Below are 19,005 nucleotides of genomic sequence, written 5' to 3'. Positions count from 1 at the left end.
CGCCTAGACCCACTTGGCTTGCAGCAGGTTGATGCCCGGATAGGGCTGGGGCCTTATCCCCGCGAGGCGGCGCGGATTCCACGCCGTCATCAGCTCGTTGTGCACGACCGGGTAGAGCACGGCCTGTTCGGCGACGACGTCGATGTAGTCCTGGATCATCGTCTTCTTCTTGTCGGCGTCGGGTTCCCGCGTGGCCCGGTCCATGTCTTTGAAGAGCTGCCTGGCGACCGGGTCGCCCGCCCAGCGGGCGTAGCCCATCCAGAGGTTCTGGGGGCCGTAGTTGTAGTGCATGATCAGGTCGGCGTCGAGGCCGAACTGATTGGGGTTCGAGGCGGCGGCCACGACCTGGTAGTCCTGTTTCTGGTCCATCTTGGTGAAGACGGCCGTGGTCTCCTGCGGGGACAGCGTCGTCTCGACACCGATCGCGTCCCAGGACGCCTTGATGGTCGGCAGGCAGTCGACGATCCAGCTGACGTTCACCGACAGGATCTCGATCCTCAGCCCCTTGACCCCGGCCGCCTTCAGGAGCTTCTTCGCCTTCTGCGGGTCGTACGAGTAGACGGTCTTCGCCGGCCGGTAGGAGGGGTTGGCCTCGTTGAGGAAGGAGCTCGACGGCTTCCCGTGGCCCCTGAGGGCGACCTCGACCATCTTGCCGGTGTCGATCGCGTAGTGCAGCGCCTGGCGCACGCGGACGTCGTCGAACGGCTTGTGCCGGGTGTTGAACATCAGGAACAGGTTGTTCATGCCCGCGCCGCCCTGGACGGTCATGCCGCCCTTGCGGAGCTGCGCGATGTTGGCGTACGGGATGTTGTCGGCGATCTGGGCCCCGGCGCTCGCCCCGGAGATCTTCGCGACGCGGGGCGCGGCGTCCACTATGGTCAGCCAGTTCATCTTCCTGAAGGCGGCCCTGCGCGGCCCGTTGTAGGCGGCGAACGCCTCGAACGTCGTGTTGGACTTCGGGTGGTGCGCGGTCTGCCGGTACGGACCCGAACCGATCGCCCTGCCCTTGATCGCGTCGTCCCAGGCGCCCGGCCGGGAGAAGACGTGCTTGGGCATGATCTTGGCCAGGGTGAGTCGCGAGATCCCTTCGGGGAACGGGAACTTGAGGACCAGCTCGACGTTCTGCGCGTCGATCCTGCGGACCTCCTTCAGCCAGCTCGCGAAGAAGCCCTTGGCGAGGGTCTGGGTGTTCGGGTCGAGGATCCGGTCGAAGACGAAGACCACGTCGTCGGCGGTGACCGGCTTCCCGTCGTGGAACGTGGCCCCGGCCCGCAGCGTGAACCTCCAGGACGTGCCGGTGAGGTCGGCGGGCACCTGGGTGGCGAGCGCGGGGTAGGGCTCGCGGGAGATCGGGTCGGTGTCGAGCAGGCCCTCGTAGATGTGGTTGTTGGCGGCCATGGAGAAGGCGGACGCGGTCTGCGTCGGGTCCCAGCTGCCGTCGTTCCCGTAGCCGATCACGGCCGTCAGCGTGGCGCCCTGTCCGCTGCCCGAACCGCCGGTGTCGTTCGTCGACTCCGGTCCGGACGAGCAGGCGCCGAGCGCCGAGGAGAGGGCGGCGGCCGCGCCCAGGGCCCCGGTGTACTTCAGGAACGACCGGCGGTGCGGCGTCGGAGTGGGGTTCACGTCGCGCACGGTTCCTCCAGCAAGGAGTGGTCCAGTTGAACGGTCCGGTGAGGTGGTGGAGCGGTTGGTGCGGCAGGCCCGGGACGCAGGAGATACGACGTCCTACGTCATGGGGGCAGCGTGACCATAGGAGGGGCCGCGGAGAGGGTCAAGGGCCCGCACACGAATGGCGTATCTTCCACAGGCGCGACCAATGGCGGTAAGAATCAGGGGCAGTTGGCCGAACTTGGCGTTTAATCAGCCTGGAGGTGGGACGTCCGATGTCCAGCGAGCGTACGATGCGGCGCATGCCTGAGGAGACCGGGAACCGGCGCCGGCCCGAGCGCCGGGTGAGCAGCCAGATCCAGCGCGAGGTCATGCAGCTGATCCTCGACCAGGGACTTCCGGCCGGTGCGCCGCTGCCCACCGAGACCGAGCTGATGAACGATCTCGGGGTGAGCCGCAACTCGGTCCGTGAGGCGCTCAAGGCCCTTCAGGCGCTGGACATAGTCGAGATCCGGCACGGCTACGGCACCTATGTGGGCGAGGCGTCGATGACGCCGTTCGTCGACGGACTGACCTTCCGCACACTCGCCCGTCCGGACGATCCGACCGGGGCCCTGGCCGAGATCCTCCAGGTCCGCGAGGTGCTGGAGGAGGGGCTCATAAGCCGGGTGGCCGAGGTGCTCACCGAGGAGGAGCTCGACCGGCTGGAAGCCGTCGTCACGGAGATGGAGGCGGCGGGCGACGACGGCCGCTCCTTCCCCGAACTCGACAGCGAGTTCCACGAGTTGCTGTACGCCTCGCTCGGCAACCCGCTCGTTCCGCAGCTGCTCGGCGCGTTCTGGACCGTCTTCCGGCGGGTCGCCGTGGTGCGCGGCTGGAGCGACGACATCACGCCGGAGGTGACGGCCCGCCGCCACCGCGACATCCTCACCGCCCTGCGGGTCCGGGACGTCGAGGGCGCCCAGCGGGCGATGTCCGACCACTTCCGGGGCATCGAGGCGCGGGCCGCCCAGGGCTCCCGCGGGGTGGGCTGACCGGGAACCCCACGTGCCCCGGCCGGCCGGCGGTGTCGACCCCGGTCGTACGTCCCCGGTCCGATGCCCGCTCCGCTCCGCCTGCCTACGATCGGGCCCATGCATGTCACGCCGTCGCTTCCCCCGCTCAAGCGTGTCCCGCCCGGTGCCTGGGTGGCCCTGGCCTGGTGCGCCAGCACCCTCTTCACGGTCCTCGCCCGGATCCGGCTGCCCGGCCAGAACGGCCCGAACGAGATGGCCGCCGCCCAGTTCTACCGCTGGGACGGACTGACGCTCTTCACCGTGGCATGCGTCCTGGCCCTGTCCGGCAGCGCCTGGCTCGGCCGCCGGCCCCTGGCCGCCCTGACCCTGCTGCTGGCGGCGGGCGCCCTGTTCACCACCAATCTCGCCGTCACCGCGTTCCAGCTCGCCCAGTACCTCGCCGTCGACGTCGCCCTCTACTTCATCGCGGCCGGCCGCTCCCGCCGCACCGGAGTGACCGGGCTCGCGATGGCGCTCGCCGTCCTCGTCGCCTGGCTGACGGGACGGCTGGTGCAGGGCTGGGGGATCGGCACGCTCGTCGAGCTCACCGTGGCGCTGACGGTCGTCGTCGCCTGGCTGCTCGGGGACGCCTCCCGCCGCACCCGGGTCCACGCCGAGCAGCTGCGCGTCCGCGCCGCCGGCCAGGCCGTGACCGACGAACGCCTGCGCATCGCCCGCGAGATGCACGACATGGTCGCCCACAGCATCGGCATCATCGCCCTCCAGGCGGGCGCGGCCGCCCGGGTCGCGCACACCCAGCCGGACGCCGCCCGGGAGGCGATGACGGCGGTCGAGACGGCGGGCCGGGAGACCCTCGCCGGACTGCGCCGCATGCTCGTCGCGCTGCGCGAGGCGGACCACGGGGACGGGCGGGACCGGCCCGGCCGGACGGGCCCGGACGGGCGGCCCGGCTCGCCCGGAGACCCGGGCGGTCGAACCTCCGTCGTGCGCAACGGACTTGAAGGCCCGGGCGAGGACGGCGAGCCGGCTCCGCCCGGAGAGCACGGCCGCGCGGCCGCGGACCTCCCCGGGGCCGCCGCCGACCGCTTCGGCACCGCGCAGGCCGTGCCACCGCGCCCCGCCGAGGGACTGGCCGACCTCGACCGGCTCGCCGCCGCGGCGACCGCCGCCGGGGTACGCGTGGACCTCCACTGGACCGGCGAGCGGCGCCAACTCCCCGCGGACGTCGACCTGTCGGCGTTCCGGATCGTCCAGGAGTCCGTCACCAACGTCTTGCGTCACGCGGCGACGACCGTCTGCCGGGTGACCGTCGACCACCGGGACACGGAGATCGCGGTCGAGATCACCGACGAGGGCCGGGGCCGGGGCAGCACCACGGACACCGGATTCGGCCTCATCGGCATGCGCGAGCGGGCCGCCCTGCTGCACGGCGAGTTCACCGCGGGCCCGCGCCCCGAGGGCGGATTCCGGGTGAGCGCCCGCCTCCCGATCCCGGCCACGGGCGGGGCGGGCGCCCGATGACGGTACGTGTGGTCCTCGCCGACGACCAGCAGCTCATCCGCACGGCCCTGCGCATGGTCATCGCCGACATCGAGGACATCGAGGTGGTGGGCGAGGCCGAGAACGGCGAGGAGGCGGTGGCGCTCGCCCGGGAACTGCGCCCCGATGTCGTCGTCATGGACATCCGCATGCCCGGCATGAACGGCATCGAGGCGACCCGCCGGATCACGGCGGACACCACGGGACCGGCGAGCCCGACCAGGATCGTCGTCCTCACCACCTTCGACGACGACGACTACGTCTACGGGGCGCTGCGCGCCGGCGCGTCCGGATTCCTGGTCAAGGACATGGGCCTGGACGACATTCTCGCCGCCGTGCGGGTGGTGGCGGCCGGGGACGCCCTCATCGCCCCCGGAGTCACCCGCCGTCTCATCCAGGACTTCACCGCGGCCCGCCCCGAACTGACCCGGGGGAGAGGCGAGGTGAAGGGAATCACCGAGCGGGAGCGCGAGGTCCTGACGCTGGTCGGCAGCGGGCTGTCCAACACGGAGATCGCCGAGCGGCTCTTCATCAGCGTGGCCACCGCGAAGACGTACCTCACCCGGCTGCTCTCGAAGCTGGACGCGCGGGACCGCGTCCAGCTGGTGATCATCGCGTACGAGGCGGGGCTGGTGTCCGCGAACCGGTCGGCGCGAACGCCTTGACCCCGGCGGCGGCGAACGCGGTCCGGGCGTCCGCGCCGACCGGCGGTACCCGGCCCGACGACCGCCGCGTCCGACTGCGCGGTGCGGATGGCCTGTTCGGACCGGCCGACATGGCCGCCGGGACGAAGACCCGAGCCTTCGGTTCCATTTGCGTGAAACCTGTGTCCTCCCTGCGTCGTTCCAGTTCTGAACGGAAGAACACGCACGAGCACGAGGACCGGCGCAAGGACGCACGCATCTGGAAGCGCCGCCCGACGGGCGGCGGCACTCGGCGCACCGCGTCGAAGAGGCGGAGGACACTGTGCAGGATTTACGGACGGCGCTCGCACGGGCCGGGATCACCTTGCCGTCCCCGCGGCTCGGCCCGGCGAGCGTGGCGCGTGACACCCCCCGTCCACCGATCGTCCCGGGCGGCTGCTCCGTCGAGGTCGCGGCCCGGCTCGCGGCGGCCCTGCGATGAAGGCGGCGGCGCTGCCGACCGGCTCCTGCGCGGTCGACACCCGCACGGGCCGGGTCGGCGTGGTCATGGGGCACGAGGGGCCGTACGTACAGCTGAGGCCCCTCGGCGGCGGCAGGGAGTGGGACTGTGCGCCGGAGGCCGTGCGGCGGGCCACCACGGCGGAGCGGAGCGGCGCGGCGACCGTGTACGCCAACGCGCACGGCCGCGGCGAGGTGGGCTGAGGGCCCGGGCGCCTCCCCGTCCGGAGAGGTCCCGGACACAATGCGACCCGTCCGGGCCGGGGTGTCCGCGCGGTAGGCGAGAATGGGCCGCATGAGTCTGTTCCGCGACGACGGCATCGTGCTGCGCACCCAGAAGCTGGGTGAGGCGGACCGGATCATCACGCTGCTCACGCGCGGTCACGGCCGGGTGCGGGCGGTGGCGCGCGGGGTCCGGCGGACCAAGTCGAAGTTCGGGGCGCGCCTCGAACCCTTCTCCCACGTGGACGTGCAGTTCTTCGCGCGGGGCAGTGAACTGATCGGCCGCGGGCTGCCCCTGTGCACCCAGAGCGAGACGATCGCTCCGTACGGTGGCGGCATCGTCACCGACTATCCCCGCTACACCGCGGGCACCGCGATGCTGGAGACCGCCGAGCGGTTCACGGACCACGAGGGGGAGCCCGCGGTGCAGCAGTATCTGCTGCTGGTCGGCGGGCTGCGCACCCTCGCCCGCGGCGAGCACGAGCCGCACCTCGTCCTCGACGCCTTCCTGCTGCGTTCCCTCGCGGTCAACGGCTACGCGCCCAGCTTCAGCGACTGTGCCAAATGCGGCATGCCGGGACCGAACCGCTTCTTCTCGGTCGCGGCGGGAGGAACCGTCTGCGTCGACTGCCGGGTGCCCGGCAGCGTCGTACCCTCGCCTCAGGCCCTCGAACTCCTCGGCGCGCTGCTCACGGGAGACTGGGAGACCGCGGACGCGTGCGAGCCGCGGCACGTCCGGGAGGGCAGCGGGCTGGTGTCGGCCTATCTGCACTGGCATCTGGAGCGCGGACTGCGCTCCCTGCGGTACGTGGAGAAGTAGGCGCCGTCCGGGCGGGGCCCGGGGCGGCGACGGCGCACGAGCGCGCGAGAACAGCACGGAAAAAAGCAAGCAGAGCGAGACGAGCGCCCGGCGCACGCGAGCAAGGCAGAGGAGACGAGAAACACATGGTCGTACGCGGGATCCTGGGCCGCAGGCGCCGCGAGTACAGGGCACCGGAACCGCACCCCTCCGGTGCCCGCGCGCCCAAACTCCCCGGCGAGCTCGTCCCGGAGCATGTGGCGATCGTCATGGACGGGAACGGACGCTGGGCCAAGGAGCGCGGGCTGCCCCGTACCGAGGGCCACAAGGTCGGCGCCGAGCGGGTCCTCGACGTCCTCCAGGGCTCGATCGAGGTCGGCGTCGGGAGCATCTCCCTGTACGCCTTCTCCACCGAGAACTGGAAGCGCTCGCCCGACGAGGTGCGCTTCCTGATGAACTTCAACCGCGACTTCATCCGCAAGACCCGCGACCAGCTCGACGAGCTCGGGATCCGGGTCCGCTGGGTGGGGCGCATGCCCAAGCTGTGGAAGTCGGTCGCCAAGGAGCTCCAGGTCGCCCAGGAGCAGACCAAGGACAACGACCGCCTCACCCTGTACTTCTGCATGAACTACGGCGGCCGTGCCGAGATCGCCGACGCGGCGCAGGCGATGGCCGAGGACGTCAAGGCCGGCCTCCTCGACCCGTCCAAGGTCAACGAGAAGACCATCCAGAAGTACATGTACTACCCGGACATGCCGGACGTGGACCTGTTCCTGCGCCCGAGCGGCGAGCAGCGCACCTCCAACTACCTGCTCTGGCAGAGCGCCTACGCCGAGATGGTCTTCCAGGACGTGCTGTGGCCCGACTTCGACCGCCGCGACCTGTGGCGGGCCTGCGTCGAGTACGCCCAGCGCGACCGCCGCTTCGGCGGCGCCGTCCCGAACGAGCAGCTGCTCGCGATGGAGCAGGACATGAGGGGCGACGGGTCGTAACACCCGCCGCCCGCAGGACAGTTCGCATCCGGCGTTACGATCACGGCTCATCACCACCGAACTGGGGAGGGGCCGTGGTCGAGGATCGGGGCGCTGCGCGGCAGCAGGAGTCGCCGGGGCAGGGGGCCGGGGCGGACGCCGTCGAGCTGGAGTACTGGCCGGTCGTCGCGGACTTCACCTCGGCGCTGAAGGCGCGCCGGGGTATCAGCAAGGCGGGCCGAAGACAGTACTGGGTGCTGGGCGGCATGGCCGTCGTGGCCGCTCTGCAAGGACAGCGGGCACTGAACGGTCACGGGGAGTCGCTGATCCTGGCGATCTGGCTCGTCGTCTGCATTCCACTCCTCCTGCTGTCGCCCTGGCTCATGGGCCGTCAGTTCCAGCGGCTCGCCGGGCGCCAGGGCACGTTCCGTGTGACCGTCACCGACGCCGGGGTGACCGTGGCGACGGACAACTCCACCACGGAACTCAACTGGGTCGCGCAGCCCCGCTACCGGGAGACGAAGGACGTCTTCGCCATGTTCAGCTCCGACAAGAACGCCACGGCCTTCACCGTGCTGCCCAAGCGGGCCGTACGCGCTCCCGAGGACGTCGACCGGTTGCGGGCGATCCTCGACCGCAACCTGACCCGCGTCTGATCCGCTCCGGGCTTCAGGAGCCGGCCGTGGCGCAGTCCGCGCACGTGCCGAAGATCTCCACCGTGTGCGCCACGTTCACATAGCCGTGCTCCGCGGCGATGGCCTCCGCCCACTTCTCGACCGCCGGGCCTTCCACCTCCACCGCCTTGCCGCAGACGCGGCAGACGAGGTGGTGGTGGTGCTCGCCGGTGGAGCAGCGCCGGTAGACGGACTCGCCCTCGGAGGTGCGCAGCACGTCGACCTCGCCGGCGTCGGCGAGGGACTGGAGCGTGCGGTAGACGGTGGTGAGTCCGACCGAGTCGCCCTTGTGCTTGAGCATGTCGTGGAGCTCCTGCGCGCTGCGGAACTCGGTCACCTCGTCCAGCGCCGCCGCCACGGCGGCACGCTGCCGGGTGGAGCGGCCCCGGACGGGCGATCCAGCGGTTGTCACCGTTGCCTCCTCGCGTCTGCCCTTGCCCGGCCATTGTGCCAGTCCGGGCAGGGCGTGGTCAGACGCCGACCGTGCTCTCCGGGCCACGGGTGGCCGGAATCGCGCACTCCGCGGGGTCCCCTGCGGTCTGCGCGGCGGCCAGCGCGCGGGCCCGGCGCCGGGCCAGCGGCGAGGCCAGTGCCGTCATCGCGACGAAGGCGCCGATCGTCAGGAGCACGATCGTCGAGCCGGGCGGAACGTCCTGGTAGAACGAGGTCACCGTGCCGCCGATGGTCACGCTCACCCCGATCGCCACCGCGACGGCGAAGGTCGCCGCGAAGCTCCGGGTGAGCTGCTGGGCCGCCGCGACCGGCACCACCATCAGCGCGCTCACCAGCAGCAGGCCGACCACGCGCATCGCGACGGTGACCGTGACCGCCGCCGTGACCGCCGTCAGCAGGTTCAGGGCCCGCACCGGCAGACCGGTCACCCGGGCGAACTCCTCGTCCTGGCTGACCGCGAACAGCTGCCGCCGCAGTCCCAGCGTGACCGCCATGACGAAGGCGGCCAGCAGGAAGATCGCCGTCACGTCGGACTCGCTCACCGTCGACAGCGAGCCGAAGAGGTACGAGGTCAGGTTGGCGTTCGAGCCGCCCGGCGCGAGGTTGATGAACATGACGCCGCCCGCCATGCCCCCGTAGAAGAGCATGGCCAGCGCGATGTCCCCGCGCGTCTTTCCGTACCAGCGGATCAGTTCCATGAGCACGGCGCCGAGCACGGACACGGCCGTGGCCATCCACACGGGTGAGGTGTTGAGCAGGAAGCCGAGGCCGACGCCCGTCATCGCCACGTGGCCGATGCCGTCGCCCATCAGGGCCTGACGGCGCTGGACGAGGTAGATGCCGACGGCGGGCGCGATGACGCCCACCAGGACGGCGGCGAGCAGCGCCCGCTGCATGAAGGCGTAGTCGAGGATGTCCATCAGCTGAGCAGTCCCGTCCGGAGGGGTTCGGCGTCGTGGGCCGCGTGCGGGTGTACGTGGTCGTGGCCGGGCAGGGCGTGCTGGCCGACCGCTCTCGGCGGCGGGCCGTCGTGCAGGACGCAGCCGTCCCGCAGCACGACCGCGCGGTCGATCAGCGGCTCCAGCGGGCCCAGCTCGTGCAGGACGAGCAGCACGGACGTGCCCTGGGCGACCTGGTCGCGCAGGGTCGCGGCCAGCACCTCCTGGCTGGCCAGGTCCACGCCCGCCATCGGCTCGTCCATGATCAGCAGCTCGGGTTCGGAGGCCAGGGCGCGGGCGATGAGGACCCGCTGGTGCTGTCCGCCCGACAGGGCGTTCACGGCCTCCTTGGCGCGGTCGGCCATCCCGACGAGCTCCAGGGCCCGCCGTACGGCCGCGTGGTCGGCCTTGCGCAGGATGCCGAGGCGGGCGCGCGACAGCCGTCCCGAGGCGACGATCTCGGTGACCGTCGCCGGCACACCGCCCGCGGCCGTGGTCCGCTGCGGGACGTAGCCGACCCGGTGCCAGTCGCGGAACCTCCGGCGCGGAACGCCGAAGATCTCGATCTCGCCCGAGCTGACGGCCACCTGGCCGATGACGCTGCGGACGGCGGTCGACTTGCCGGAGCCGTTCGCGCCGAGCAGCGCCACGACCTCCCCGCGCCGCACGGTCAGGTCCATGCCGCGCAGGACCGGGCGGGTGCCGAGCTCCGCCCGGACGCCGCGCAGGGACACGACGGCTTCGCTCATGACGTCCTCCACAGTGGTCACCTGGTCCCGAGAGCGGTCTGGAGCGCCTTCAGGTTCGACCGCATGACCTGCATGTAGTCGCTGCCCCTCGACTTGTCCGTGATGCCTTCGAGGGGGTCGAGGACATCCGTCCGCAGCCCCACGTCCCGGGCGATCGTGCCGGCCGTCCTGTCGCTGACGAGCGTCTCGTAGAACACCGTCGTGACGCCGTCGGCCCTCGCCAGGTTCTCCAGCCCCTTCACCCGGTTCGCGCTGGGCTCCGACTCGGGGTCGAGGCCGTTGACGGCCTCCTCGGTGAGCCCGTAGCGCTCGGCGAGATAGCCGAACGCGGCGTGGGTGGTGATGAAGGTCTTGGTCCTCGTGTTCGCGAGCCCGTCGCGGAACTCGGTGTCGAGCGCGGCGAACTTCTTCCGCAGCGCCGCCGCGTTCCTGTCGTAGTCCGCCGCGTGCTTCGGGTCGGCCTTCTTCAGCGCCGCCGACACGCCCTCGGCGACCTGGGCGAAACGCACGGGGTCGAGCCAGATGTGCGGGTCGGTGGCGCCGGTGTCCTCGCCCTCGCTGTGGTCGTGGGCGGCGGCGTGCCCGCCGACCTCGTTGCCGTGCCGCTCCAGCGTCGTCAGCGAGGCCGCGTCGACCTTGGTCCTCACGTCGGACTGGGCCACGGCGTCGTCCACGGCCGGCTGGAGGTTCCGCAGGTAGAACACGGCGTCCGCGTTCTGGAGGCGCGCGGTCTCCCGGGCGCTGATCTCCAGGTCGTGCGGCTCCTGGCCCGGCCGGGTCAGGTTCGTGACGTCCACGTGCGTCCCGCCGATCTCCTCGGCGAGGTACTGGAGCGGATAGAACGACGCGACCACGTCGAGTCTGCCGTCGTGCCGGGCCTCGGCCGAGGCGGAACCCGAGCAGGCGGTGAGCGAGCCGAGGCCGAGGGCGGTGGCCGCCACGACCGCGGACCCCGGTATGAGGCGTCGTCGTACGTTCATGACAGTCATTTTCAACAAATCTGGAAACGATTGTCAACAAGCGGATCGACGGGCGTTCGTCCGCCTCGCGGCAACGGGTATCAAGTGGATCCAATCGGCAGGAAGCGGCCTCCCGCGGGAACCGATTTGATGCGGGGGTGGCCGACGCCGGTAACCTGAAGCATTCGCTGCCGTCCGTTCGTAATGAAGAGAGCACCGTGGCCGCCGACAAGATCGATTCCATCGTCAGCCTGAGCAAGCGCCGTGGCTTCGTTTTCCCCTGTAGTGAGATCTACGGCGGACAGCGGGCCGCCTGGGACTACGGCCCGCTCGGTGTCGAGCTCAAGGAGAACCTGAAGCGCCAGTGGTGGCGCTACATGGTCACGTCGCGCGAGGACGTGGTCGGTCTGGACTCGTCCGTGATCCTGGCCCCCGAGGTGTGGGTCGCCTCCGGTCACGTCGCCACCTTCACGGACCCGCTGACCGAGTGCACCTCGTGCCACAAGCGCTTCCGCGCCGACCACCTGGAGGAGCACTACGAGGCCAAGCACGGCCGCCTCCCGGAGAACGGCCTCACCGACCTCAACTGCCCCAACTGCGGCAACAAGGGCACCTTCACCGAGCCCAAGCAGTTCTCGGGCCTGCTCTCCACCCACCTCGGCCCGACGCAGGACAGCGGCTCCGTCGCCTACCTGCGCCCCGAGACCGCCCAGGGCATCTTCACCAACTTCGCCCAGGTGCAGACCGCCTCGCGCAAGAAGCCGCCGTTCGGAATCGCCCAGATGGGCAAGTCCTTCCGCAACGAGATCACGCCCGGCAACTTCATCTTCCGCACCCGCGAGTTCGAGCAGATGGAGATGGAGTTCTTCGTCAAGCCGGGTGAGGACGAGGAGTGGCAGGAGTACTGGATGCAGCAGCGCTGGAACTGGTACACCGGCCTCGGCATGCGCGAGGAGAACATGCGGTGGTTCGAGCACCCGAAGGAGAAGCTCTCCCACTACTCCAAGCGCACCGCCGACATCGAGTACCGCTTCCAGTTCGGCGGCAACGAGTGGGGTGAGCTGGAGGGCGTCGCCAACCGCACCGACTACGACCTCGGCGCGCACTCCAAGGCCTCCGGCCAGGACCTCTCCTACTTCGACCAGGAAGCCGGAGAGCGCTGGACCCCGTACGTCATCGAGCCCGCCGCCGGTGTCGGCCGCGCCATGCTCGCCTTCCTGCTCGACGCCTACGTCGAGGACGAGGCCCCGAACGCCAAGGGCAAGATGGAGAAGCGCACGGTGCTGCGCCTCGACCACCGTCTCGCCCCGGTGAAGGTCGCGGTCCTGCCGCTGTCCCGCAACCCGGAGCTGTCCCCGAAGGCCAAGGGTCTCGCGACGGCGCTGCGCCAGCACTGGAACATCGAGTTCGACGACGCCGGCGCCATCGGCCGCCGCTACCGCCGTCAGGACGAGATCGGCACCCCGTACTGCGTCACCGTCGACTTCGACACCCTCGACGACAACGCCGTCACGGTGCGCGAGCGCGACTCCATGAAGCAGGAGCGTGTCTCGCTCGACCAGATCGAGGGCTACCTGGCCGGCCGCCTCGTCGGCTGCTGATCACCCGGACGCTCACGAAGCCCCCGGTTCCCGAGCAGGGAACCGGGGGCTTCGCGTCGTCCCGGACCATGGGGTGTCCGGGTGCCGGCGGCACGGGCGCGCCCCGGCGCCCCTCCTCGCGACCCTCCGGGGACGGGCTCAGGCCTCCTTGGGGTCGACCGTCGCCTGGTGCTTCTCGGCCAGATGCTCCTCGGCCTTCAGCCAGGGGAGGAACTGGGTGTTCTTGCGCCAGCCGCACGTCTCGCACCGGATGGTCCGCTGGACGCCCGACCGCTGTACGCGGACGGTGTGTTCGCGGCCGTGCTGGTCCCAGCGGCTCACTTTGCTCGTGTTGATCTGAAGCATGACGCCTCCTGGTTCTCCCGCTTCGCCTGCGCAGCAAGGAGTGTGCAGCATGGCGAAGATCAACGGGGATTCTTGGGCGGTGAGTTCGCGGAGTCCGGCGCGGAGCCGGCGCACGGGGAGATCGCGGGGAGGGCGTGGTCAGGACGGGGCGAGATGTCCCTCGGCGGCCTCGACGGCCGCCGTGGTGACATTGACCTGGTGCTCTATCTGCCGGTCCACCGGTACCCAGGTCGCCGTGAAACTGGCCGAGTAGGCGGCGCACCACCGCGCCACGAGGGCTTCCAGCTCGGCCCGTTGGGACGCGGTCCCCGGGGCGGGCGCGTACTCCTCCAGAAGGCGCAGCAGCATCGCGGCGGCCCGCAGCGGGGTCCGGCGGGCGAAGCCCTCGATGCTGGCCGTGCGGGCGCGGGTGAGCCCGGGCAGCGGGGTGAACGACGGATGCGCGGGATCCCAGCCGTCGGCCAGCGGACCGCACACGCGCAGGGTCTCGGCCACGGCCCTGCGCATGCTGAAGCCCGGGTCGGGGCCGGGGGCCGGGAGGTGCGGGCGGGCCCGCTCGTAGTGGACGCGGACGGTGTGGGCGTAGTCCCGCAGCCGCTCCGCCCAGTGCCGCAGCCGCTGTTCGGGAGCGGGGTGCGGTGCCAGGTCGGCGAAGCCCTCCGCGGCCCAGACCGGAACCTCCAGGACCGCGGTGACCCCGCCGTGGGCGTGCGGCGCGAGCCAGGTCGAGCGGTGGGCGTTCTCCGGGAATGCGGTGGGGCGTTCGGGCGCTCCGGGCGGCGGCAGGACGAAGACGCCGGGAGCGCTCGTGGGCCAGTGCAGGGCGTCGAGCGGGGCCCGCTCGACGGGGATGCCGAGCCGTTCGGCGGAGGCGGCGAGGGTCCGGTCGAGTCCGGGGACGTCCCGGGTGAGCTGGGCGAAGGTGCCGCCGATGTCGGTGCTGTGCAGGGAGATCTGGATGTAGGGCCGCAGCCGCTCGATGACGTCGAGCAGGGCGCGGCTCTCCGGCAGGACCCGCGGGCGGGGCAGCGCGGGCGCCCACTCGGGCTGTTCGTCGGCGGTGGGCCGGAAGAAGGACCGGTAGTGGCCGAAGAGGGTGTCGGCCCGGTGCCCGCCCTCGTTCAGACGCGCTCCGTCCGGGTCGAGGCACAGCACCAAGTGCCATACGGTGCCGGGTCGTTCGCCGCCCAGTGCCCGCTGGGCCAGCTCCAGGAGGGTGCCCCCGCCGACGTACTCGTTGGGGTGTGCGCCCGCGACCACGAGGGCGTGCCGTGAGCCTTTCCCGACGCTCAGCATCCGCAGCGGGACGCCGTGCCGGGAGTGGCCGATCGTGCTCAGCCGGCACTGGCCGGGATACCGGGCGGTCAGGGCCTCGGCGGTGCGGGTGACGTCGGCGGGTGTGGGATAGCTCAGTGTCCGGAACCGCTGTCGTCCCGGGTGCTTCTCCGGTCCGGCGCGCGGGTCTTGATCTCGGCCACGGAGTCTCCTCGGATCGTGGATCGCGGGTCGCGGGTCGGCCGGACGGAACGCGCCGGGCCAACGCCGGGCGCGCTCCGTTCGACTTCGGTGCGACTCAGTACGACATGGCGCACCACTGGTGTCAACAGCCCCTGAGGGTATGGCGACAGGCTCATGGCCTGGGCATATGCCGCTGGCCGCACGGAGGTTGAGGTCCGGCGGGCCGGCCGGTCCCTCAGCTGATCGTGCGGGGCAGCCGCAGGCTCAGCGCGGTGGTCAGGGCCACGCCGGCCAGCTGCACCAGAAGGGTCGTCACCAGGGCGTCGCGCATGCCGTGGGCCGGGACCAGCGAAAGGAACAGGGTGCCGAGCGTGGCCACGCCGACGGCGAGCGCCGCCTGCTGGGTGGTGGCCATCACGCCGCTGCCCACACCCGCCCGTTCCCCTGGTACCTCGGAGAGGATGATCCGGATGAGGACGGGCAGCTGGAGCGCCTGCCCCGCGCCCGCGAGGGCCGCCCCGGGCAGCAGCCGCACCACCCCGAGGTCGGGCCAGGAGTGCCACGCGGCCAGCACGATGAGGGTGAGGCCCGCCGCCTGGAGCAGTCCGCCCGCGGTGACGACCCGGGTGCCGAAGCGGGCGATCAGCCTCGGTCCGCACAGGGACGTGGCGAAGAAGACGACCGCCATGGGCGCGAGGGCCAGCCCCGCCGGGACGGGACCGAGGCCCTCGCCGCGCTGGAGGGCCACCGCGATCACGAACATGAAGCCGCTGAACCCGATGGAGAACGGCACGATCATGATCAGGCCCCGGCGCAGCGAGGTCAGCTCGAACAGGCTCGGCGGGACCAGAGGGGTGCGGCCGTGCCGGTCCGCACGGCGTTCGACGAGGTAGAACGCGGCGGCCGCGAGCGGGAACAGGGCGAGGGACACCCACGTCCACAGCGGCCAGCCCGCGGCCCGGCCCTCGGTGAGCGGGGCCAGCAGGGCCAGCAGCGCGACCGCGAGAAGGACCGTGCCGGGGGCGTCGACCGGCTCCGGGCGCTGCGAACGGGTCTCGGGGACCGCGCGGCGGGCCAGGACCAGGCCGAGCACGACGACGGGCACGTTCACGAGGAACACGGAACGCCAGCCGGTGCCCGCGATGTCGGCCGCGACCAGCAGCCCGCCGAGGATCTGCCCGGCCACCATGGACAGGCCGGCCGTGGCGCCGTACAGGCCCATCGCCTTGGCACGGCGCTGCCCGGAGGTCGCGGACTGGATCGTGGCCAGGACCTGCGGCAGCATCGCCGCGGACGCCGCGCCCTGGGCGACGCGCGCCGCGACCAGGGTCCACGCGGTGGGGGCGAGGCCGCAGGCGAGCGAGGTCAGGCCGAAGGCCGCCATGCCGCCGAGAAAGAGCCGGCGGCGCCCGAAGAGGTCGCCGAGGCGGCCTCCGAGGACCAGCAGGACGGCGTACGCGACTCCGTAGCCGGCGACGACGAGTTCGAGGACGGCCTCGCTCGCGTTCAGGTCCTTCCCGATGGTCGGAAGGGCCACGTTGACGATGAAGAAGTCGATCAGGGGCAGCGCCGCGCCGAGCAGCACGGTGAAGAGTCCGAGGCCGCCGAGCGCGGGTGGCGCCGTGGGGGCACGGACGGTGGTCTTGAGCGTTCCGGTGTCGGTCACGTGCTCCAGACTTCTCCCACGCCCAGAGTGGTACCAGAGTCTCCTTATCCTGGTACAAGCACTACCTGGCAACAGGCTGCGGCGAACGGCAGGCTGGAGGAATGACGACGATGGCACAGGAGACGACCCAGGGGAACCGCGCCGGGCCCCCGGCGGCCTCCGGGCCCAGGACCGGGGAGATCAGGCGGCACGAGCTGGCCACCTTCCTGCGCAGCCGCCGCGAACGCATCACGCCCGAGCAGGTCGACCTGCCCCGTGGCCGCCGGCGCCGCACGCCGGGGCTGCGCCGCGAGGAGGTCGCCCAGCTCTCCGCCGTGGGGGTGACCTGGTACACGTGGCTGGAGCAGGCGCGGGACATCCAGGTCTCCGAGCAGGTCCTCGACGCGCTGGCCAGGACCCTGCTCCTCGACACCAGCGAGCGTGCCCACCTCTTCCAGCTGGCCGGAGCGGTCGACCCCACACCCGCCGCGCACTGCCCGGTGATCACCCCGGCGCTGCGCCGGATCCTGACCCAGCTGGAGCCGGTCCCGGCCTGCATCCAGAACAGCCGGTACGACATCCTGGCGTACAACCGCACCTACGCGCGGCTGATGATGCGCGACCTCGGCACGGTCCCGCCCGCCGACCGCAACTGCGTGCTGCTCGCCTACACCAACCCGGAGTGGCGCGCGTCGATCGTCCTGCTCGACGAGACCACGCGGCTGATGGCCGCGAAGCTGCGCGCGTCGATGGCCGGGCACCTGGGCGAGCCCGCCTGGAAGACCCTGCTGAAGCGGCTGCGGGCCGAGTCGGCCGAGTTCCGCGAGAACTGGGACCGGTACGAGGTGGCCGCCACCCGCGGCAAGACGAAGAGGTTCGCGAACCCGTACGTCGGCCTGGTCACCGTCGATCACACGGACCTGTGGCTCGCCCCCGACCTGGGCGCCCGCATGGTGACGTACCCACCCCACGACGAGGAGTCCCGCGAACGCCTGGAGAGGCTGCACATGATCGCGCTGGAGGCGGAGGCAAAGGTCGCGGACCGGCTCGAAGCAGTGCCCCGGGCGGAGGCGGCGGAAGCACACTGACCGGGGGAACTCCGGCCCCGCTGGTCCGGCACTGGTCCGGCACCGGTCCGACGGAGGTTCGAGGGTGGACCGGCGCGGGTTTCGGGCGCCCGTGGTCGTGCGGGTCGGTGCGACGCCGACACCGGCCCGGAGGTCTGGCACCGGCCCGGAGGCCTGGTGCGGTCCGCAGGCCCGGCAACCGGCTCGGGGCTTCATCGTGCCCCGGCCTCCGCGCCCGCTCAGGGCTCCCGGCCCGCCGGCACCGACACCGGCACCGGCCGTTCGGCCCGCCGGGTGGCTCAGGCGGCCGAGGCGTCCTGGGTCCGTACGCCCGCCGCGTCCCGGATCTCCGGGGACTCCAGCAGGAGGGCGGTGTGGTCGGCCGACGCGCGGGCCCGGACTCCGCTGCTCAGCAGGCCGATCGCCAGGACCGCGACACCGCAGACGGTGATGATCCACCAGCCCGGGCGGGAGGCCGCGACGAAGGTCTCCCGGTAGGCGGAGGCGTGGATGCCGGAGGCGAGGGCCGCGCCGATGACCGCGACCCCGAGGGTGCCGCCGATCTGCCGGCTGGTCGAGGCGACGGCGGCGGCGACGCCCGCCTGCGAGCGGGGCATGCCGGAGACGGCCGTATTGGTGATGGGCGCGTTCACGAAACCGAAGCCGATGCCGAAGAAGATGTAGCCGACGACGAGCGTGACGTTCGAGGTCTCCGCCTCGAAGGCGGCGAACAGCACACCGCTCACGGTCATCGCGACCCCGGCGATCAGCAGCGACGGCCGGGGACCGCGGTTGCCGACCAGGCGCCCCGACACGGGCGCGCAGACGAAGCACAGGACGGCCATGGGCAGCATCCACAGGCCCGCGTGCAGGGCGTTCAGACCGCGCACGTTCTGGAGGTACAGCGTCGAAAGGAACAGGAAGCCGCTGAGCGCGGCGAACGCGCTCACCGCGATGACGGTGGCCCCGCTGAACGGCACCGAGCGGAAGAAGCGCAGGTCGATGAGGGGTTCGTCGCGTCGGGGCTCGTACCACAGGAGGCCCAGGAGCGCGGCGAGGGCGATGCCGCCGAAGGTCAGGGTGTGCGCGATCCCGGAGGTGGGCGCCTCGATGATCGCGTAGGTCAGGGAGCCGAGCAGGGCGATGACGAGGAGCTGGCCGACGGGGTCGGGGCGGCGGGCCTTCGGAGCACGGGACTCGGGGACGAACCGCAGGGTCAGCACGAGGGCCGCGAGGCCGACGGGCAGGTTGATCCAGAAGATCGACCGCCAGCCGACGGAGTCGACGAGCAGTCCGCCCACCATCGGTCCTGCGGCCATCGAGATGCCGACCACGGCACCCCAGACCCCGATCGCGCGGGCCCGCTCGCGCGGGTCCGTGAAGGTGTTGGTGATGATCGACATCGCCACCGGGTTGAGCATCGAGCCGCCGACGGCCTGGACCATCCGGAAGACGATGAGCGTGTCGAGGTCGGGGGCCAGGGAGCAGAGCACCGAGCCGATGGTGAACAGGACCAGACCGGCCGTGAACACCTTGCGCCGGCCGATGCGGTCGGCGGTGGAGCCCGCCAGCATCAGCAGCGAGGCCAGCACCAGGGTGTAGGCGTCGATGGTCCACTGCATGCCCGCGACGCTCGCGTGCAGCTCCCGCTGCATCGAGGGCAGGGCGACGTTCAGAACCGTGACGTCGAGGCTCACGATCAGCAGACTCATGCAGCAGATCGCGAGCACCAGCATCCGGTGACGGTGGCTGAGCTCAGGCATGGAGTCAGCGTACGTCGTTGTCGATAGTGTGTCTAACTAATGACCGCTACATGATC

18 protein-coding genes are annotated in these 19,005 nt (G+C 71.5%); 9 read left to right on the top strand and 9 right to left on the bottom strand.

Features of this window, described 5'->3' with window-relative positions; translation table 11 throughout:
* Positions 1–3 precede the first annotated feature (3 nt).
* Complete coding sequence (locus WJM95_RS10045) at positions 4–1,632, bottom strand: ABC transporter substrate-binding protein (RefSeq protein ID WP_339129242.1); 1,629 nt, start codon at positions 1,630–1,632, stop codon at positions 4–6.
* A gap of 269 nt (positions 1,633–1,901) precedes the next feature.
* Here WJM95_RS10045 and WJM95_RS10040 point away from each other — a divergent pair, with 269 nt between their 5' ends.
* The 7 genes from WJM95_RS10040 to WJM95_RS10010 all read left to right on the top strand — a co-directional run bounded on the left by WJM95_RS10040 (position 1,902) and on the right by WJM95_RS10010 (position 7,953).
* Entirely contained in the window at positions 1,902–2,642 is a 741-nt protein-coding gene (locus tag WJM95_RS10040) for a FadR/GntR family transcriptional regulator (RefSeq protein ID WP_339135454.1), read from the top strand.
* Positions 2,643–2,741: 99 nt separating this feature from the next.
* The gene (locus tag WJM95_RS10035) at positions 2,742–4,145 is read left to right on the top strand and encodes a histidine kinase (protein ID WP_339129241.1); all 1,404 of its coding nucleotides are present in this window, start codon (positions 2,742–2,744) and stop codon (positions 4,143–4,145) included.
* Positions 4,142–4,828: a response regulator transcription factor gene (locus WJM95_RS10030; protein WP_339129240.1), complete on the top strand. Its 687-nt coding sequence runs from the start codon at positions 4,142–4,144 to the stop codon at positions 4,826–4,828. The genes WJM95_RS10035 and WJM95_RS10030 overlap by 4 nt, the downstream gene beginning before the upstream one ends.
* A gap of 456 nt (positions 4,829–5,284) precedes the next feature.
* The gene (locus tag WJM95_RS10025) at positions 5,285–5,509 is read left to right on the top strand and encodes a hypothetical protein (RefSeq protein WP_339129239.1); all 225 of its coding nucleotides are present in this window, start codon (positions 5,285–5,287) and stop codon (positions 5,507–5,509) included.
* 91 nt (positions 5,510–5,600) lie between these two features.
* On the top strand, positions 5,601–6,347 hold the full coding sequence (gene recO / locus WJM95_RS10020; RefSeq protein WP_339129238.1) for a DNA repair protein RecO: 747 nt from the start codon (positions 5,601–5,603) through the stop codon (positions 6,345–6,347).
* Between the two features lie 125 nt (positions 6,348–6,472).
* Complete coding sequence (locus WJM95_RS10015) at positions 6,473–7,318, top strand: isoprenyl transferase (RefSeq protein ID WP_339129237.1); 846 nt, start codon at positions 6,473–6,475, stop codon at positions 7,316–7,318.
* 74 nt (positions 7,319–7,392) lie between these two features.
* Complete coding sequence (locus WJM95_RS10010; RefSeq protein WP_339129236.1) at positions 7,393–7,953, top strand: YcxB family protein; 561 nt, start codon at positions 7,393–7,395, stop codon at positions 7,951–7,953.
* A gap of 13 nt (positions 7,954–7,966) precedes the next feature.
* Here WJM95_RS10010 and WJM95_RS10005 read toward each other — a convergent pair whose 3' ends face one another.
* The 4 genes from WJM95_RS10005 to WJM95_RS09990 are packed head-to-tail and all read right to left on the bottom strand — an operon-like array spanning position 7,967 to position 11,091.
* A complete protein-coding gene (locus WJM95_RS10005) occupies positions 7,967–8,383 on the bottom strand; it encodes a transcriptional repressor (RefSeq protein ID WP_339129235.1) in 417 nt (138 codons plus the stop codon).
* Positions 8,384–8,441: 58 nt separating this feature from the next.
* On the bottom strand, positions 8,442–9,344 hold the full coding sequence (locus WJM95_RS10000) for a metal ABC transporter permease (RefSeq protein WP_339129234.1): 903 nt from the start codon (positions 9,342–9,344) through the stop codon (positions 8,442–8,444).
* On the bottom strand, positions 9,344–10,111 hold the full coding sequence (locus WJM95_RS09995; RefSeq protein WP_339129233.1) for a metal ABC transporter ATP-binding protein: 768 nt from the start codon (positions 10,109–10,111) through the stop codon (positions 9,344–9,346). Before WJM95_RS09995 ends, WJM95_RS10000 begins: the two co-directional genes overlap by 1 nt.
* A gap of 17 nt (positions 10,112–10,128) precedes the next feature.
* Positions 10,129–11,091 carry a zinc ABC transporter substrate-binding protein gene (locus WJM95_RS09990; protein WP_339129232.1) on the bottom strand — a complete coding sequence of 321 codons (963 nt, stop codon included), beginning with the start codon at positions 11,089–11,091 and terminating at the stop codon, positions 10,129–10,131.
* Between the two features lie 197 nt (positions 11,092–11,288).
* Here WJM95_RS09990 and WJM95_RS09985 point away from each other — a divergent pair, with 197 nt between their 5' ends.
* Entirely contained in the window at positions 11,289–12,671 is a 1,383-nt protein-coding gene (locus tag WJM95_RS09985; protein ID WP_339129231.1) for a glycine--tRNA ligase, read from the top strand.
* A gap of 138 nt (positions 12,672–12,809) precedes the next feature.
* On the opposite strand, the gene WJM95_RS09980 is transcribed toward WJM95_RS09985, so the two are convergent.
* The 3 genes from WJM95_RS09980 to WJM95_RS09970 all read right to left on the bottom strand — a co-directional run bounded on the left by WJM95_RS09980 (position 12,810) and on the right by WJM95_RS09970 (position 16,140).
* The gene (locus WJM95_RS09980; protein ID WP_339129230.1) at positions 12,810–13,016 is read right to left on the bottom strand and encodes a hypothetical protein; all 207 of its coding nucleotides are present in this window, start codon (positions 13,014–13,016) and stop codon (positions 12,810–12,812) included.
* Positions 13,017–13,154: 138 nt separating this feature from the next.
* Complete coding sequence (locus WJM95_RS09975) at positions 13,155–14,384, bottom strand: M14 family zinc carboxypeptidase (protein WP_339135452.1); 1,230 nt, start codon at positions 14,382–14,384, stop codon at positions 13,155–13,157.
* 325 nt (positions 14,385–14,709) lie between these two features.
* A complete protein-coding gene (locus WJM95_RS09970) occupies positions 14,710–16,140 on the bottom strand; it encodes an MFS transporter (protein ID WP_339129229.1) in 1,431 nt (476 codons plus the stop codon).
* 101 nt (positions 16,141–16,241) lie between these two features.
* On the opposite strand from WJM95_RS09970, the gene WJM95_RS09965 reads away from it, so the two are divergent.
* Positions 16,242–17,207: a helix-turn-helix transcriptional regulator gene (locus WJM95_RS09965; protein WP_339129228.1), complete on the top strand. Its 966-nt coding sequence runs from the start codon at positions 16,242–16,244 to the stop codon at positions 17,205–17,207.
* Between the two features lie 278 nt (positions 17,208–17,485).
* Here WJM95_RS09965 and WJM95_RS09960 read toward each other — a convergent pair whose 3' ends face one another.
* Positions 17,486–18,949: an MFS transporter gene (locus WJM95_RS09960; RefSeq protein WP_339129227.1), complete on the bottom strand. Its 1,464-nt coding sequence runs from the start codon at positions 18,947–18,949 to the stop codon at positions 17,486–17,488.
* Positions 18,950–19,005: the final 56 nt, after the last annotated feature.

The organism is Streptomyces sp. f51 (genome assembly GCF_037940415.1).
In the GTDB taxonomy this organism is placed as follows: domain Bacteria; phylum Actinomycetota; class Actinomycetes; order Streptomycetales; family Streptomycetaceae; genus Streptomyces.
The sequence above is the reverse complement of the archived record's forward strand: the minus strand, read 5'-3'. Positions and strand labels throughout refer to the sequence as shown.